Origin of the sequence: Mesorhizobium sp. M0244 (assembly GCF_040321795.1) — a bacterium.
Classification (GTDB): Bacteria; Pseudomonadota; Alphaproteobacteria; order Rhizobiales; family Rhizobiaceae; genus Mesorhizobium.
The window spans coordinates 133,532-150,017 of record NZ_JAMYSE010000006.1; the positions used below are offsets into that span (position 1 = coordinate 133,532).

The following is a 16,486-nucleotide window of genomic DNA, read 5'->3' on the forward strand; positions in this document are numbered from 1 at the left end:
TATTAGGCGGACTTCCTGAGAAAAGCTTCGCGCGCCGCGCGCAACCTGGCAAAGTCGTCGCCTGCATGGTGCGACGAGCGCGTCAGCGGGCTCGACGCCACCAGCAGGAAGCCTTTCGTTCTGCCGATCGTCTCGAAGGACTTGAACTCCTCCGGCGTGACAAAGCGGATCACCGGATGGTGCTTCTTCGACGGCTGCAGATATTGGCCGATGGTCATGAAGTCGACATTGGCCGAACGCAGATCGTCCATCAGTTGCAGGATTTCGTTCCGCTCCTCGCCAAGGCCAACCATGATGCCGGACTTGGTGAAGATCGAGGGGTCGAGTTCCTTGACCCGCTGCAAGAGCCTGATCGAGTGGAAATAGCGCGCACCCGGCCGAACCGTCAGATAGTTCGACGGCACGGTCTCTAGATTATGGTTGAAAACGTCCGGCTTGGCCGCCACGACGATCTCCAGCGCGCCGTCCTTGCGCAGGAAGTCGGGCGTCAGGATTTCGACCGTCGTCGACGGCGTCGCCGCCCTGATTGCGCGGATAACTTCGGCGAAATGCTGGGCTCCGCCGTCGGCGAGATCATCGCGGTCGACGGAGGTGATGACGACATGACTCAAGCCCATCTGCTTGACCGCATGCGCGACACGCGTCGGCTCGTCGGGATCGAGTGCAGTGGGGATGCCGGTGGCGACGTTGCAGAAGGCGCAGGCCCGCGTGCAGATCTCGCCCATAATCATGAAGGTGGCGTGCTTCTTCTCCCAGCACTCGCCGATATTGGGGCAGCCGGCCTCTTCGCACACGGTTACCAGTCTGTGAGACTTCACGATTTCGCGCGTCTCGGCATAGCCTTTCGACATCGGCGCCTTGACGCGGATCCAGTCAGGCTTGCGCAGCACGTCCTGATCCGGCTTGTGCGCCTTTTCGGGATGCCGCGGGCGCGGCGCATTGGCAATCGTGTCGAGGACGGTGACCATGTGAAACCCGGCTCATTCGCGAGCGCCTATCCGGCGCTCGCTCTACCCACGTCATCTAGGACTTTTCGGCGAAAAGAAAAAGGCCGCGATCGCGCATGCCGCAGTGGCTTTTTCGCATAGCAAGTGCCGACAGAGGTTAGCGGCGCACCAGCCGTCCGACCGCAATCAGAATGCAGGCGCCGATGAAGCCGGTGATCAGATAGGCGATCCAGCCGACGCCGAAGATGCCGATGTTCAGTGCCTGCAAGATGGCATTCAGCACGATGGCGCCGACAATGCCGAGAATAATGTTCATGAGGACGCCGGTATTGCTCTTCATGACCATCTCGGCGAGCCACCCCGCCAGGCCACCAATGATGATGGCTGCTACCCAGCCCACGCCGTTCATTTCCATATGCCCTCTCCTTGTATGATGGATGATGCGTGCGAAACGAATTGCCTTGCCGTCGAGTTCCTTTGGGTCTTCCGTGTGAGTCTCGCGCAACTAATTTATCATGCATTCAGCGCGCGACCATAGGCGTCGAGCACACTCTCCTTCATCATCTCCGACAGCGTCGGGTGCGGGAAGATCGTGTGCATCAGCTCTTCCTCGGTGGTCTCCAGGTTCATCGCCACGACGAAGCCCTGGATCAGTTCGGTTACTTCTGCGCCGACCATGTGGGCACCCAGCAACTGGCCGGTCTTCTTGTCGAAAATGGTCTTGACGAAGCCTTGGTCCTCGCCGAGCGCAATCGCCTTGCCGTTTGCGGCGAACTGGAAGCGGCCGACGCGGATGTCCTTGCCGTCGGCTTTCGCTTTGGCTTCCGTCAGTCCGACCGACGCGACTTGCGGATTGCAATAGGTGCAGCCCGGGACCTTCAGCTTGTCGATGGCATGCACGCCGGGGAAATTGGCGATCTTTTCCACGCACACCACGCCCTCATGCTCGGCCTTGTGGGCGAGCATCGGCGGTCCGGCGACATCGCCGATGGCATAGATGCCGGGCACATTGGTGCTGCCGTAGCCGTCGACGACGACGCAGCCGCGTTCGGTCTTCACGCCGAGCGCCTCGAGGCCGAGATTCTCGATATTGCCTTGCACGCCGACGGCCGAGATCATGCGGTCGGCGGTGATCTTCTCGACCTTGCCGTCCTTCATCTCGACATGCGCGGTGACCGAATTGGCGCCCTTCTCGACTTTTGTCACCCTGGCTTCGAGGATGATCTTCATGCCTTGCTTTTCGAACTGCTTTTGCGCAAATTTGGAGACTTCGGCGTCCTCGACCGGCATTACCGCCGGCAGCAGCTCGACCACGGTCACCTCGGCGCCCATGGTGCGGTAGAACGAAGCGAACTCGATGCCGATGGCGCCCGAGCCCACCACCAGCAGCGATTTCGGCATCTCTTTCGGCACCATGGCCTCGAAATAGGTCCAGATCAGCTTGCCGTCCGGCTCGATGCCGGGCAGCGCGCGCGGCCTGGCGCCGGTCGCCAGGATGATGTGCTTGGCGCTGTAGGTGCCTTCGCCCTTGACGCCCTTCGGCGCCGGCGGCTGCGGCTCCATCGGCTTCTTCGAAGCCTTCGACACGACGATCTCACCAGGTTTCGTCAGTTTGGCTTCGCCCCAGATGACGTCGACCTTGTTCTTCTTCATCAGGAAGCCGACGCCGCCGTTGAGCCGCAGCGAGACCTTTCGCGAACGATCGACGACGGCGGCTGTGTCGACGCTGACCTTGCCGTCGATCTTCAGGCCGTAGTCCTTCAGGTGATCCGAATAGTGCATGATCTCGGCCGAGCGCAGCAGCGCTTTGGTCGGGATGCAGCCCCAGTTCAGGCAGATGCCGCCCAAGTGCTCGCGCTCGACAACCGCCGTCTTGAAGCCAAGTTGCGCCGAACGCACGGCAGTGACATAGCCGCCGGGGCCGGAGCCGATGATGATGACGTCGTAGTTCTCAGCCACGGCTTTCTCCTTCACAATTCCAGCATGACGCGCACGAGCGGCGCCAGCGCTTGCCCGATGTTCCGCGTGTTTTCCGCGTCGAGGTGGACGCCGTCGAGCGGCGTCGTTTCGGCCACCGTGCCCGCATCGAAGAAGCCGCAGCCGGCCTCGTCGGCAAGGGCGGAATATTGCGGCGCCAGCCGCTTTGACGCGTCATCGCCGCCGGCGAACATTTCCTTGAACTCGGCGTTTTCCGTGCGGCTGACTATGGGCGGCGCGACGATCAGGATCTGCGGCGCCGGCCAATCGAACGGGTAATCGTGACCGCGCACGATATCGATCAGGCGTTGCATGCCTTGCTTGGCCGCGACCGGAATGCCGTGGATCCACGGTTTCATGTCGTTGGCGCCGAGCATGATGACGATCAGGTCGATCGGTGCATGCGTCGTCAGGATCGTCGGCAACAGCCTTGCGCCATTGCGGTCCGCCCCGGCCAAATGATCGTCGAAGGCGGTGGTTCGGCCATTCAGGCCTTCGGCGATGACCTCGACGCCGCTGCCCAGTTCTGCCTGCAGCACGCTCGGCCAGCGATCCGTCAGCCGATGACGGCCGAGGCTTGCCGCGTCATAGCCCCAGGTCAGCGAATCGCCGTAGCAGAGGACCGTCTTCATGTGCCTGCCCCGCCGAAACCTGGTTGGGAGCGCCCCAATAGCCAGCGCACGAAAAGCCACTGGACCAGCACCGTAGCGATGCCCGGCAGGACGAGACCGGCGACAATGGGAAGATCGCCCGACCACTGGCGCTTGCCCGGCGGCTGGGAGAAAGTCCAGCCGATCAGGCCAACCCCGACGAGCAGAAAAAATCCAACCGCGACAAACATCGTCAGATTTATTGCCTTTTGCGGGTTCGGCATAAACTGCGCGATGAAAAACACGGCTGTCAGGATGACGGTTACTAATACCGACGTCATGAAAACGAGGATGTATTCTTCCTGAGCGTCGGTAATGACCGCCAATTGCTGCGCCACCAATCCGCCGGCCAAACCGGAAAGGAAGAAGGCAAAAAGGCTGGTGAAGAATTTCCGCACCGCCCCGTTTCCCTTCTCTTAAACCAGCATGCCCATCGGATTTTCGATCATGCGCTTGAAGGCGACGAGCAGTTCGGCGCCGAGCGCACCGTCGACGGCGCGGTGATCGGTCGACAGCGTCACCGACATGATAGTCGCGATCTTGATCTCGCCGTTCTTGACCACCGCGCGCTGCTCGCCGGCGCCGACCGCCAGGATCGTCGCATGCGGCGGGTTGATGACGGCAGAAAAATCCTTGATGCCGAACATGCCGAGATTGGACACTGCCGTGGTGCCGCCCTGGTATTCTTCCGGCTTCAGCTTGCGGCTGCGGGCACGGCCGGCAAGGTCCTTCATCTCATTGGAAATGACCGACAGCGTCTTTTCGTCGGCACGCCGGATGATCGGCGTGATCAAACCGCCGGGGATCGACACGGCAACGCCGACATCGGCATGCTTGTGCTTGACCATGGCGTTTTCGGTCCACGAGGCATTGGCATCCGGCACCGCCATCAGTGCCATGGCAAGAGCCTTGATCACCATGTCGTTGACCGATAGCTTGTAGGCCGGCGTTTCGCCCTTCTCGGTTTTCTTCACCGGGGCTGCCGTGTTGATCTGCGTGCGCAGCGCCAGAAGCGCATCGAGTTCGCAGTCGAGCGTTAGATAGAAATGCGGGATGGTGGTCTTGGCCTCGACCAGCCGCCGCGCGATTGTCTTGCGCATATTGTCATGCGGGACAAGCTCGTAGGAGCCTTCGGCGAACAGTTTGAGCACCTGCTCGTCGGACATCGGCCTTGGCGCGGCAGCCGGAGCCGGGGCGCCCGCAGGGGCCGCTTTTGCTGCCGGCGCCGTCTTGCCACCGCCGGAAATCGCGGCATCCACGTCGGCCTTGACGACGCGGCCATGCGGGCCGGAGCCGGTCACCGCCGCTACGTCGACACCGGCCTCCTTGGCGATGCGGCGGGCAAGCGGCGAAGCGAAGGTGCGGCCGTCCGATTGGCTGATCTCCCCCCCTATGGGGGAGATGGCCGGCAGGCCAGAGGGGGGCGCCTCGCTCCGTGCGGCTGGCGGGACAGCGCCCCCCTCTGTCGACTTCGTCGACGTCTCCCCCACGGGTGGGGAGATTGGCGCCTTATCCTGCTTGGCCTCGGCCTTTGCCGATGCAGTACCGTCACCAGCCTTCGCGGCAGCGCTCACATCCTCGCCTTCGGCCGCAAGCACCGCAATCAGCGCATTGACCTTGACGCCCTCAGTGCCGGCCGGAACCACCAGCTTGGCGACCGTGCCTTCGTCGACAGCTTCGACTTCCATCGTTGCCTTGTCGGTCTCGATCTCGGCGATCACGTCGCCCGGCGAGACCTTGTCGCCCTCGTTGACCAGCCACTTGGAAAGATTGCCCTCTTCCATCGTGGGCGACAGGGCTGGCATGGTGATGTTGATCGGCATTTTGTCCTCCCGCCCTGCTCAGCGATACGTGACGGCTTTGACCGCCTCGACGACCTCGCCGACATTGGGCAGCGCCAGCTTTTCGAGGTTCGCCGCATAAGGCATCGGCACGTCCTTACCGGCAATGGTGATGACCGGTGCGTCGAGGAAATCGAAGGCGCGCTGCGAGACCTGGTTGGCGATATGGTCGCCGACCGAGTTCTGCGGAAAGCCTTCCTCGACCACCACCAGGCGATTGGTCTTTTTGACCGAGGCGATGATCGTGTCGAAGTCGAGGGGGCGGATGGTGCGCAAGTCGATGATCTCGGCATCGATGCCCATGCCGCGCAACTCCGCCTCCGCCTTGATCGCGTAGGTCATGCCGATGCCGAACGAGACGATGGTGACGTCCTTGCCGGATTTGTGAATGCGCGCCTTGCCGATCGGCAACACGAAATCGTCCATCTTCGGCACGTCGAAGGAGTGGCCGTAAAGGATTTCGTTCTCGAGGAAAATGACCGGGTTCGGATCGCGGATCGCCGCCTTCAGCAGGCCCTTGGCGTCGGCGGCGGTATAAGGCATCACCACCTTCAGGCCGGGAATATGGCTGTACCAGGCGGCATAGCATTGCGAATGCTGCGCGGCGACGCGGGCAGCCGCGCCGTTCGGGCCGCGAAAGACGATCGGAGCGCCCATCTGGCCGCCGGACATATAGAGCGTCTTGGCGGCTGAATTGATGATTTGGTCGATCGCCTGCATGGCGAAGTTGAAGGTCATGAATTCGACGATCGGCTTCAGGCCGGCCATCGCCGCGCCAACACCAACGCCGGCAAAGCCGTGCTCGGTGATCGGCGTGTCGACCACGCGCCTCGGACCGAATTCCTGCAGCAGGCCTTGCGTGATCTTGTAGGCGCCCTGGTACTCGGCGACTTCCTCGCCCATGACGAAGACGTCGCCGTCGCGGCGCATTTCCTCGGCCATGGCATCACGCAACGCCTCACGCACCGTGGTCGAGACCATTTCAGTGCCAGCCGGGATGTCCGGATCGGCGGCAATTTCCAGCTTGGGCGCGGCGGCAACAGGTGCTGCAACTTCGCTCTTGGCCGCGGCAGGCGCCGGCTCTGCTATTTCAGCCTTGGCAGGCTCCTCGCCGATGCCTTCGCGTGCCTCGTCGATGTCTTCGCCATCGACGGCCAGCACAGCGATCACGCTGTTGACCTTGACACCTTCCGTGCCGGCAGGAACCACGATCTTGGCAAGCGTGCCTTCATCGACGGCTTCGACTTCCATCGTCGCCTTGTCGGTCTCGATCTCGGCGATAGCGTCACCGGCGGCGACCTTGTCACCTTCTTTCTTCAACCATTTGGAAACACTACCCTCTTCCATGGTCGGCGAGAGGGCGGGCATGAGAATTTCGATCGGCATGTCCTTGCCCTCTCGTTAAAGTACGATATCGGTCCAGAGCTCGGACGGATCCGGCTCCGCGTCGTTCTGGGCAAATTCTGCGGCGTCGGCGACAACGTCGCGGACCTCCTTGTCGATCGCCTTGAGCTCGTCCTCGCTCGCCCATTTCTTATCGAGCAGCCGCGCTTTGACCTGTTCGATCGGGTCACGTTCGGAGCGCATTTTCTGTACTTCTTCCTTGGAGCGGTATTTTGCCGGATCCGACATCGAATGACCGCGGTAGCGATAGGTCTGCATTTCGAGAATGAGCGGCCCGTTGCCGGCGCGGCACCATTCGGTGGCGAGGTCGCCGGCTGCCTTTACGGCGCGCACATCCATGCCGTCGACCTGGATGCCTGGAATCTTGAAGGAGGCGCCGCGATGCGAAAAATCCGTCTCGGCCGACGAGCGCGAGACCGAGGTGCCCATGGCGTAGCGGTTGTTCTCGATGATGTAGACCACCGGAAGCTTCCACAGCGAGGCCATATTGAAGCTTTCGTAGACTTGGCCCTGATTCGCAGCGCCATCGCCGAAATAAGTCAGCGTCACATTGTTGTTGCCGCGATAGCGATTGGCGAAGGCAATGCCGGTGCCGAGCGACACTTGCGCGCCGACGATGCCGTGGCCGCCGTAGAAATGCTTCTCCTTGGAGAACATGTGCATGGAGCCGCCCTTGCCTCTGGACAGGCCGCTACGGCGCCCGGTCAGTTCGGCCATGACGCCGCGCGGCGACAACTCCATGGCCAGCATGTGGCCATGGTCGCGATAGGCGGTGATCATCTGGTCGCCATCGATCAGCGCCATCTTCATGCCGGTAACGACCGCTTCCTGGCCGATGTAGAGATGGCAGAAACCGCCGATGAAGCCCATGCCGTAAAGCTGACCGGCCTTTTCCTCGAAGCGGCGGATGAGCAGCATGTGCCGGTAGGCGGCAAGCTCCTGGTCTTTAGTGAATTCAACAGGCTTTGGGGTGGAAAGGCCCGGCGTTTTGCCGTCGGATTTGGATTTGGCAGGCGCTTTTCTGGCGGCGGTGGCCATGCATCACTCCCTGTTGGCGTCTCTTGGCGGACAGCGAGGGAGATCAGTTCTCCCACCGATTTGAGGCAGGCTAACATGCAGGGAAGGCTTTCGCCATGCCGAAAACGCATGGCTGTCATGCATCTAAGCGATTAAAATCATTGCAAATATCGCCGATTAACTGAAATCAAGTTACCTTGCGGCCGGCAGCATGATGGTGATCTCGTCGGCATGGGACAGATTAAGCGCTTTGCGCGCCTGCTCGTCCAGCATGTCCTTCTCGAGCGTGCCCTCGTGCATCAGCTGGACGCGGCGCTCCAGGTCGATCCGGCGTGCCTTGACGGCATCGAGCCTGCCCTGCAATTCGACAGTCTCGGCTTCGAGCCGATACTTGGAATAGATGCCGAACTCGCCATGATAGGCATGGAAGCCGAAATAGGTCAGGAACACCACGCAGAGCGAGGGGATGATAAGCCGGCCGGTATTTCTTTGCTTGTGCTGGCGTGTCCACATGGTCCGAATCCTCTATGGTACCTTTCTCGCCCGATTGTGCTTAATGGACGGTTACGGACTGTTGGATTCGGAGCCCTGAAAGCAAAAGGGCGGGAATGTCCCCCGTCCTCGCCGTCCCGGATTTTCTCTCGAAAATCAGCTTTTCACGATCGACTTGCCGGCATATCGCGCCTGCTTGCCCAGCTCCTCTTCGATGCGGATGAGCTGGTTGTACTTGGCCATGCGGTCCGAGCGTGACAGCGAGCCCGTCTTGATCTGCCCGCAATTGGTGGCAACGGCGAGGTCGGCGATGGTCGAATCCTCGGTCTCGCCCGAGCGGTGCGACATCACCGCCGTGTAGCCGGCCTTGTGCGCGGTCTCGACGGCGTCGAGCGTTTCGGTAAGCGAGCCGATCTGGTTGACCTTGACCAGGATCGAATTGGCGACACCCATGCGGATGCCGTCGTGCAACCGCGCCGTGTTGGTGACGAACAGATCATCGCCAACCAGCTGCGTTTGCTTGCCGATGAGATCGGTCAGCATTTTCCAGCCGTCCCAGTCATCCTCGGCCAGCCCGTCCTCGATGGTGATGATCGGGTAGTCGGCGGCGAGCTTAGCCAGATATTTGGCTTGCGCCTTCGGGTCGCGGGCCTTCTTCTCGCCTTCATAGACGTAGTTGCCGTCCTTGAAGAACTCGGTCGCCGCGCAGTCGAGTCCGAGTGCGACCTCCTCGCCTGGCTTGAAGCCGGCCTTCTCGATCGATTCCATGATGAAGTCGAGCGCGGCCGGCGCGCTTTTCAGGTTGGGAGCAAAGCCGCCCTCGTCGCCGACATTGGTGTTGTGGCCAGCATCCTTCAGCTTCTTTCGCAGCGTATGAAAGATCTCCGAGCCCCAGCGCACGCCGTCGCGCAGCGTCGGCGCGCCGATCGGCAGGATCATGAATTCCTGGAAATCGATCGGGTTGTCGGCATGCGCGCCGCCGTTGATGATGTTCATCATCGGCACCGGAAGCACATGCGCCTTGGTGCCGCCAACATAACGGTAGAGCGGCAGGCCGGCCGCTTCCGCCGCAGCCTTGGCCACCGCCAGCGACACACCGAGAATGGCATTGGCGCCGAGCCGGCTCTTGTTGGGCGTACCATCGAGCTCGATCATGGTCTGGTCGATATGGATCTGATTCTCGGCCTCCATGCCGCCGATCGCTTCGAACAGCTCGCCGTTCACTGCCTCGACCGCCCTGAGCACGCCCTTGCCGAGATAGCGGGGGCCGCCATCGCGCAGTTCGACCGCCTCATGCGCGCCGGTCGAGGCGCCGGACGGCACCGCGGCGCGGCCCATAGAACCGTCTTCGAGTACGACGTCGACCTCGACGGTCGGATTTCCGCGGCTGTCCAGGATTTCACGCCCGACAATGTCGATGATGGCCGTCATTGCGATGTCCCCGATTGATCGATTGAAGCGTCGCGCACCTCTTAGCCAAAGCGCTGCAAAACGCAATCGGGGCACTTGCAAATATTGCCCGCGCGCTACGGGATTCACGAAGCACAAAGCGCTGTTATCATTTGTCATGCGCGGCATGCCGGTTCCTGGTTTATGGCTATTGTCGCGCGGGGCGAAACAGGAGGAGTTTCGCCATGTCCCAGTTGAGCGGTATTGTGAGTTTGTTCCTGATTGCGGCTGCGTTCCTGACGTCGTGCGACAATCAGCAACCCCCGCAGGGATCGTCGCCTTTGCCGGCCCTGCAAATTGCGCAGTAGCATCCTGCCACATCGAAAGGCCCCCGATTTCGCGGGGGCCTTTTTGATTCCAGGCGACTTGGTCAGTGCCAGTAAGGCTCGACCTTGTAGTAGTTGTATGAGGCGTCACGCGCGGCCTCGCCGTCGGCGCCGGTCAGTTCGTTGATCGAATAGGAAGGAGCGGCCATCAGCTGGTCCTTGGTGAACGGCACGACATAGCCGCCCCTGTTCTCGTCATAATCGAGGCTCGCCCACGGAATGGCGTGGTATTTCTCGCCAATGCCGAGAAAACCGCCAAAACCGATCACGGCAAACATGATTCCGTTCGATAATTTGTCGAGCATGACGTCCTCGATGTCGCCGATATGAGTGCCTTCCGTGTTGTAGACCGATGTGCCGATAACCCGCGAAGCGGCAATGGCTTCGGTGTGTCCTGTCTGGGTCGTCATGGTGTGCTCCTCATCGTCGTTGACATTAGATTTTGACAATGAGGGCCGCGGTCTAAGGTTCCAGGCGGGTTCGAAATTCTTCAAAGTTTTCTTGGCGACGCTACTGTGGCGCTAGACCGCAACTGCTGGTTCAACCCGCGCTCTTGGCGATGCGATCGAACGCCATCAGCCGTTCGAGTAATGCTGGAAGATCCCTCAGCGGCACCATGTTGGGGCCGTCGGAAGGCGCGTTGTCGGGGTCCTGGTGCGTCTCGATGAAGACACCGGCGACGCCAACCGCGACAGCCGCCCGCGCTAGCGTCTCGACAAAGCGCCGGTCGCCTCCAGACGAACCGCCCTGCCCGCCCGGCTGCTGCACGGAATGGGTGGCATCGAAAATGACCGGCGCGCCGATCTCGGCCATGATCGGCAGCGCCCGCATGTCGGACACCAGCGTGTTGTAACCAAACGATGCGCCGCGCTCGGTCACCAAGACATTGGCGTTGCCGGAGCCGGTGATCTTGGCGACGACGTTCTTCATGTCCCACGGCGCGAGGAATTGGCCCTTTTTTACATTGACCACCTTGCCTGTTCTTGCCGCGGCAATGAGCAAATCGGTCTGCCGGCTGAGGAACGCAGGAATCTGCAGAATGTCGATATGCGGCGCGACGATCGCGCACTGTTCCTCGGTGTGGACGTCGGTCAGGATCGGCAGCGAAAAATTCTTGCGCAAATCGTCGAAGATCGGCATTGCCGCTTCAAGTCCCGCACCGCGCGTGCCGCCAAGCGAGGTGCGATTGGCCTTGTCGTAGCTGGTCTTGTAGACAAGCCCAATTCCGAGCCTTTCGGTCAATTCCTTCAGCGCGCCAGCCATGTCGAAAGCGTGCTGCCGCGATTCCAGCTGGCACGGACCGGCGATCAACGATAGGGGCGCGCTGTTGCCGAAGATAACTTTGCCGATCGCAACGGAAGAATTTGGCATCAGAGGATTGAGCTTGTTCATGCGATCTCCCGGAAAATGAAGGCTGCGCCCTGCCCTGACGCCGGCGGCACGATGATATCACCGCCGCGTATGTCGTGTTCGACGGAATTGGCTGCAAGCAGCTTTGCGACGGTGTCGCCGTGCTTAACCGAAAAGACGATCCCAGCAAAGCGGAGTTCAGACGGCGCGCCGGCAGGAATGCCGAAGCGTGCCGCAAAGGCTGCAGGATCCAGAACGGTCACAGCGGTATTCGGCAGCTTATAGACAGTGCCGCTCTGCGCCTCGATCCCGGCTGCGATCGAAATCACATGGCCCTGTTCGGAAGGTTCGCCGCTGACTGCCACGACTTCGACAGTGCCCGTTGCGCCGTTGGTGTGGGACTGCAACGCGGAGCGGTCGACCTTCGGCGCATTGATCCGCTCGCAGGCGAAGAGAAAAGCGTCCGTTGTCCTGCCTGGAGCCGCGAAGGCCAGCTTGAACGATGCGGTGTCGCTCTTTCCTGTCGCATCGGCGAAGGCGCGCGAAAAGCTGAGCGTGTCTCCCGCCGACAGGCCGGCTTCGATGAAGCGCGCGTGGTCCGCGGCGGCGCTTTCGGTGCCCAGCACCACGGCAGAAAATCCTTCATCGCCGTTTCTTTCGCGATAGGTGCGATCCCGCGCGACAAAAACATTGCGGTTCCCGATCGCCGTTGCCACGGCCTGTCGGTCGGCAACCGCGAGCGGCTCGAGATAGGTACCGTCGGTGAGGAAGACACAGCAGTTTTCCGTTCCGAAGGGATGGATACCCGTCGGCGCGACGGTAAAGCCGAGCAAGGTCAAGCGCGCCCGCGCAACATCGAGGCTCGCGGTCGGCAGCACAAGGTGATCGAGCGGAAGAGGGCTTGCGGGCGTGTTCTCGGTCATGTCCCGCGCGGTGTGCCTCATTCCTGAAAATGGTTCAAGGGCTTACCTGGCGCCTCGGCGGCGATCGCAGTGCCCGGCCGGCGAGGAGCCGACTTGCCGCCGTCAAAAATCATCCTAGCTCATTGCCATGGGAAGAGACCTTTTCATCGCCCTGGCCGTTATTGCGATGGCAATCATCGTCGTGCTGATCTGGAACGCGCCAAAGCGGCCGGGCGTCGATCCGACCGAGACCTCCGCGGCTCAGACGGAATGAATCCGGCTGCGGCGCGAACCCGTTCCGCAACGTGAAATCTGCCTTGGGCCTATCAACTTGCCACGATATCGGCGGAATAACGCAATTCGCGCAGCGGTTTTACCCGGCTGGTCGTCTCTGCATAGAGCGGATGCGCCTTGTAGGAGGCGAGCGCTGCTTCGTTCTCGAACTCGGCGTAGACGACCACATCGATTTCATCCGAAAGCGGGTCGACCTTGGTGTTGAGCATCACCTCGAAATGGCGCGAGTGGGGTATCTTGCCGAGCGCCAGCAGACCCGTACGCACTGCTTCGACGTCCACTTTACGCCGCGCGCTGAAGAAAACGATATGCCGGATCAACCCAGCCTCCTGGACCGTTGGACCGGCGTCCTTTTGTGTCAGCTGGAGCGTGCCGTCAATCGGCAGGATGTCGCGTCGGCGACCCGTGGCGAAGAAGAGAAACTACACCATGCTGGTTACATATTGCACGACGCGGGTTACCTCCCTGACGGTCCTGTCGAGGTAACGGCCTTGGTTGTAAATGCCGTCCCAGATCAGGAAGAAAGTGACGGCCGTGATAACGATAACATAACGCATGGCTAAAACTATCGCATATGGCCGGTTGCAACCATAGCGATTCCAGCGCTGCCGGGACCCTCCCCTGAAATTTTTTGCGTGGTTAAATCTGCTTTGCCGCGATGCGTGCTTGGGCCGATCGCTTTAAAAAGCTCGCGGCCGTCAAAAAACCCGATCGTGACCCAGGATCGGGCTTTTACGGGTCAATCGGAATCACATTATGCGCAAACGGAAAATCTTCCTCGTTGCAATTCTTGTCGCTGCGGGCGGCATCTGGCTCAACAATACCTCGCTGCTGTCAAGCCGGCCGGCCGGTACCCCTTCGGTACTTGCCCATCGCGGCTTGGCTCAGGATTTCGACCGCACGAATCTCGGACCGGAAACATGCACGGCCGATCGCATGCTGCCGCCGCGCCATTCCTTCCTCGAAAACACGATACCCTCGATGGAGGCCGCCTTCGCACTCGGCGCGGACGCGCTCGAACCCGATGTCCATCCCACCACGGACGGCAAGTTCGCTGTCTTCCACGACTGGAAGCTGGATTGTCGCGCCGACGGCAAGGGAGAAACGCGCAGCCATGCAATGTCCGAATTGAGGAAGCTCGATGTCGGCTATGGCTACACGGCGGACGGCGGCAGGACCTTTCCGTTTCGCGGCAAGGGAATCGGCATGATGCCGTCGCTGAACGAAGTCTTGCAACGCTTCCCGAACCGGCGCTTCAACATCAACATCAAAAGCAACGATCCCAAGGAAGGCGAAATGCTGGCCGGCTGGCTCGCCACATTGACGCCGGCCGAGCGCGCCGATCTGGCCGTCTACGGCGGGGACAGACCTATAGAAGCCGTGAAGGCAGCGTTGCCGGACATGCATACGCTGAGCCGCGCATCCCTGACGCGCTGCATTCTTCGCTATGCTGCGCTCGGCTGGAGCGGCTACGTTCCGGATGCCTGCCGCCAAGGCACCTTGCTCGTTCCTGTCAATGTCGCAAACTGGATGTGGGGCTGGCCCGACCGTTTTCTCGACCGTATGGACAGCGTCGGCAGCCGCGTCTACCTGCTCGGTCCCTATTTCGGTGGCGACTTTTCGCAAGGCCTCGACGATCCCGCCTCGATCGACCAACTGCCGGACGATTATTCCGGTGGGATTTCGACGGACGCGCTGGATCTGGTCATGCCTGCCGTCAAGCGGCGTTTCGCACCACCTGCTTGAGGACGGGACAGAACGTTTACGCCGGAGTAGCTCGAGCCGACGCTCAAATCCTCGCTTCAAAGAGTGATGCGGTATTTGGAAAACCCCGCTTCGCCCTCGCCCGCCGGCTCGATCTTCAGCGACGTCACCTGCGCAATAAATTCCTTCGCCTTGGCGCCGGTCTCGAACACGACGCTGCTTCCCGGCAGCGGTGCAAACGACCAGTTGGCGTCCGCCGACGGGTTGATGGTGCCTTTGCTGATGATATAGCGCACGATCACGTCGCGGTTGGTGTCGGGCGCTTCGTAGATGACCTTCGAGGCATTGATCTCCGGGAAGTTGCCGCCGCCGCCGGCGCGATAGTTGTTGGTGGCGACGACGAATTTCTGTGCCGGATCAATCAGTTTTCGGTCGAACATCAACTCGATGATGCGGTTCGAGCCGGCATTCGCCAGCCCGCCCTTGGGATCATATTTCGGCGGCTGCGACAGGTCGATCCTGTAGGTGACGCCATCGATCACGTCGAAATTATAGGACGGGAAATCGGTGTTGATGAGCGCCTGGTCGGCTTTGCCCGGCTCGATCCGGTTGAAGATGCCGGCCGACATTTCCAGCCATTCCTTCACCTCAGCCCCGGTAATTTCGACGGCGCGCACCGTATTTGGATAGAGATAGAGGTCGGCGACGTTCTTGATGGCGATATCGCCCACCGGCACGTCAGTATAATAATCGGCGCCGTTGCGCCCGCCCGCCTTGAACGGTGCCGCCGCCGAAAGCAGCGGCAAATCCTTCCACTCGGTGTTCTTTAGGATGTCCTTCAAGTACCAGGTCTGCGCCTGGCTGACGATCTGTACCGACGGATCGTCGGCGACCAGCGCAAAATAGGAATAGAGCGGCGCCGAGGTTTTGCCGACCGGCCGGCGCACATAGGCAAGCGTCGCCTCGTGATCCAGCTTGAGCGCGTCGACGATGCGCTGGTCGTCCGCGACCGTCGGTTTGTTCGCCTTGTCGACCCGTTCAAAGATAGGCCTTGCCTCAGAGGTCGCCGAGACGATTTTCCATGTCGATCCGTCGCGCTCCAGCAACAGATCGATCAGCCCCATATGCGAACCCCAGAAGCCAGCCATGACGGCGGGCTTGCCTTGCAACGTGCCTTTTGCCGCATCGACGGCCTCCAGCGACTGAAAGTCCTTCTTGCCAGGGAAGACGAGATGCTGGTGACCGGTGAACACCGCATCGATGCCTTCGATACCGGCGACGAAGAAGGAGGCATTCTCCATCATGTCGCCCTGCTTCACGTCGATGCCGGAATGGGAGAGCGCAATGACGATGTCGGCGCCTTCTTCCTTCATCTGCGGCACCCACGCCTTGGCCGACTCGACGATGTCGCGCGTCTTGACGTTGCCCTCGAGATTTTTCAGATCCCAGACCATGATCTGCGGCGGCACGAAGCCGATGATGCCTATCCTGATCGGCTGCTCGGCGCCCGACCCGTCTTTGATCTTCCTATCGAGGATGACGTAGGGTTTGAGATAGAGCTTGTCGTCGCGCGGGTTCGCGGCAAGTTCCGTGCCGCGGATCAAATTCGCGCAGACGAAGGGGAAATTGGCACCGGCCAGCACCTTGTCCATGAACGACAGGCCGTAGTTGAACTCGTGGTTGCCGAGCGTCGAGCATTCGTAGCCAAGCAGGTTCATACCCTTCATGACCGGATGAAGGTCGCCGTCCTTCATGCCTTTCTCATAGGCGATGTAGTCGCCCATCGGGTTGCCTTGCAGAAGGTCGCCATTGTCGATCAGCATCGCATTGGTGGCTTCTTTGCGCACCGCTTCAATCAATGATGCCGTTCGTGACAGCCCCATCGTGTCGTTAGGTTTGTCGGCGTAGTAATCGTAAGGCAGCACGTTCACGTGGATGTCGGTCGTCTCCATGATCCTCAGATGCGCCTGGTTGACTTGAGCCCGGGCGGAGAACGGGTGAAACATGATCAGCGCTCCGCCGGCGGCGGCGGCGGCGAGGAAATCGCGGCGTGAGACGAGGTGGCGCAATTGGGACATTCGTTTCTCTTTCTTCCACGGCGTGGCAAGTCCTGCCCGAAGCAAAGCTTCGCGC

At 60.9% G+C, this 16,486-nt stretch carries 18 protein-coding genes; 2 read left to right on the plus strand and 16 right to left on the minus strand.

Annotated elements, in window-relative coordinates; all coding sequences use genetic code 11:
* Nucleotides 1-2: 2 nt before the first annotated feature.
* The 13 genes from lipA to NKJ08_RS07595 form a co-directional block, all read right to left on the minus strand.
* On the minus strand, nucleotides 3-968 hold the full coding sequence (gene lipA / locus NKJ08_RS07535; protein WP_352523794.1) for a lipoyl synthase: 966 nt from the start codon (nucleotides 966-968) through the stop codon (nucleotides 3-5).
* Nucleotides 969-1,104: 136 nt separating this feature from the next.
* The gene (locus NKJ08_RS07540) at nucleotides 1,105-1,362 is read right to left on the minus strand and encodes a GlsB/YeaQ/YmgE family stress response membrane protein (protein WP_352523796.1); all 258 of its coding nucleotides are present in this window, start codon (nucleotides 1,360-1,362) and stop codon (nucleotides 1,105-1,107) included.
* A gap of 98 nt (nucleotides 1,363-1,460) precedes the next feature.
* Nucleotides 1,461-2,906 carry a dihydrolipoyl dehydrogenase gene (gene lpdA / locus NKJ08_RS07545; RefSeq protein WP_352781580.1) on the minus strand — a complete coding sequence of 482 codons (1,446 nt, stop codon included), beginning with the start codon at nucleotides 2,904-2,906 and terminating at the stop codon, nucleotides 1,461-1,463.
* Nucleotides 2,907-2,917: 11 nt separating this feature from the next.
* Entirely contained in the window at nucleotides 2,918-3,556 is a 639-nt protein-coding gene (locus NKJ08_RS07550) for an SGNH/GDSL hydrolase family protein (protein WP_352523799.1), read from the minus strand.
* Nucleotides 3,553-3,972 carry a hypothetical protein gene (locus NKJ08_RS07555; protein WP_352777988.1) on the minus strand — a complete coding sequence of 140 codons (420 nt, stop codon included), beginning with the start codon at nucleotides 3,970-3,972 and terminating at the stop codon, nucleotides 3,553-3,555. The genes NKJ08_RS07550 and NKJ08_RS07555 overlap by 4 nt, the downstream gene beginning before the upstream one ends.
* An 18-nt stretch (nucleotides 3,973-3,990) precedes the next feature.
* Complete coding sequence (locus NKJ08_RS07560) at nucleotides 3,991-5,397, minus strand: pyruvate dehydrogenase complex dihydrolipoamide acetyltransferase (RefSeq protein WP_352523802.1); 1,407 nt, start codon at nucleotides 5,395-5,397, stop codon at nucleotides 3,991-3,993.
* A gap of 18 nt (nucleotides 5,398-5,415) precedes the next feature.
* Nucleotides 5,416-6,801, minus strand: a complete 1,386-nt coding sequence (locus tag NKJ08_RS07565; protein ID WP_352523803.1) for a pyruvate dehydrogenase complex E1 component subunit beta — start codon at nucleotides 6,799-6,801, stop codon at nucleotides 5,416-5,418.
* A 15-nt stretch (nucleotides 6,802-6,816) separates the two neighbouring features.
* On the minus strand, nucleotides 6,817-7,857 hold the full coding sequence (gene pdhA / locus NKJ08_RS07570; protein ID WP_352523804.1) for a pyruvate dehydrogenase (acetyl-transferring) E1 component subunit alpha: 1,041 nt from the start codon (nucleotides 7,855-7,857) through the stop codon (nucleotides 6,817-6,819).
* Between the two features lie 171 nt (nucleotides 7,858-8,028).
* Nucleotides 8,029-8,349 (minus strand): FtsB family cell division protein, encoded by a 321-nt coding sequence (locus tag NKJ08_RS07575; RefSeq protein ID WP_352523806.1) that lies wholly within the window; start codon nucleotides 8,347-8,349, stop codon nucleotides 8,029-8,031.
* 135 nt (nucleotides 8,350-8,484) lie between these two features.
* A complete protein-coding gene (gene eno / locus NKJ08_RS07580) occupies nucleotides 8,485-9,759 on the minus strand; it encodes a phosphopyruvate hydratase (protein ID WP_352523807.1) in 1,275 nt (424 codons plus the stop codon).
* 388 nt (nucleotides 9,760-10,147) lie between these two features.
* Nucleotides 10,148-10,513, minus strand: coding sequence for a PRC-barrel domain-containing protein (locus tag NKJ08_RS07585; RefSeq protein WP_023717559.1), 366 nt, complete (start codon nucleotides 10,511-10,513; stop codon nucleotides 10,148-10,150).
* Between the two features lie 130 nt (nucleotides 10,514-10,643).
* Nucleotides 10,644-11,495 carry a 3-deoxy-8-phosphooctulonate synthase gene (kdsA, locus tag NKJ08_RS07590; RefSeq protein WP_352523808.1) on the minus strand — a complete coding sequence of 284 codons (852 nt, stop codon included), beginning with the start codon at nucleotides 11,493-11,495 and terminating at the stop codon, nucleotides 10,644-10,646.
* On the minus strand, nucleotides 11,492-12,376 hold the full coding sequence (locus tag NKJ08_RS07595; protein WP_352523810.1) for a VOC family protein: 885 nt from the start codon (nucleotides 12,374-12,376) through the stop codon (nucleotides 11,492-11,494). Before NKJ08_RS07595 ends, kdsA begins: the two co-directional genes overlap by 4 nt.
* A 127-nt stretch (nucleotides 12,377-12,503) precedes the next feature.
* Here NKJ08_RS07595 and NKJ08_RS07600 point away from each other — a divergent pair, with 127 nt between their 5' ends.
* The gene (locus NKJ08_RS07600) at nucleotides 12,504-12,629 is read left to right on the plus strand and encodes a hypothetical protein (RefSeq protein WP_352523811.1); all 126 of its coding nucleotides are present in this window, start codon (nucleotides 12,504-12,506) and stop codon (nucleotides 12,627-12,629) included.
* A 52-nt stretch (nucleotides 12,630-12,681) separates the two neighbouring features.
* Here NKJ08_RS07600 and NKJ08_RS07605 read toward each other — a convergent pair whose 3' ends face one another.
* Entirely contained in the window at nucleotides 12,682-12,969 is a 288-nt protein-coding gene (locus NKJ08_RS07605; RefSeq protein WP_352523812.1) for a Dabb family protein, read from the minus strand.
* A 102-nt stretch (nucleotides 12,970-13,071) separates the two neighbouring features.
* A complete protein-coding gene (locus NKJ08_RS07610; RefSeq protein ID WP_352523813.1) occupies nucleotides 13,072-13,206 on the minus strand; it encodes a hypothetical protein in 135 nt (44 codons plus the stop codon).
* 199 nt (nucleotides 13,207-13,405) lie between these two features.
* Between NKJ08_RS07610 and NKJ08_RS07615 the strand changes: the two genes are divergently transcribed.
* Nucleotides 13,406-14,395 carry a glycerophosphodiester phosphodiesterase family protein gene (locus NKJ08_RS07615; RefSeq protein WP_352523815.1) on the plus strand — a complete coding sequence of 330 codons (990 nt, stop codon included), beginning with the start codon at nucleotides 13,406-13,408 and terminating at the stop codon, nucleotides 14,393-14,395.
* Between the two features lie 56 nt (nucleotides 14,396-14,451).
* Here the strand turns inward: NKJ08_RS07615 and NKJ08_RS07620 are convergent, their stop codons facing one another.
* Nucleotides 14,452-16,431 carry a bifunctional 2',3'-cyclic-nucleotide 2'-phosphodiesterase/3'-nucleotidase gene (locus tag NKJ08_RS07620; protein ID WP_352781581.1) on the minus strand — a complete coding sequence of 660 codons (1,980 nt, stop codon included), beginning with the start codon at nucleotides 16,429-16,431 and terminating at the stop codon, nucleotides 14,452-14,454.
* Nucleotides 16,432-16,486: the final 55 nt, after the last annotated feature.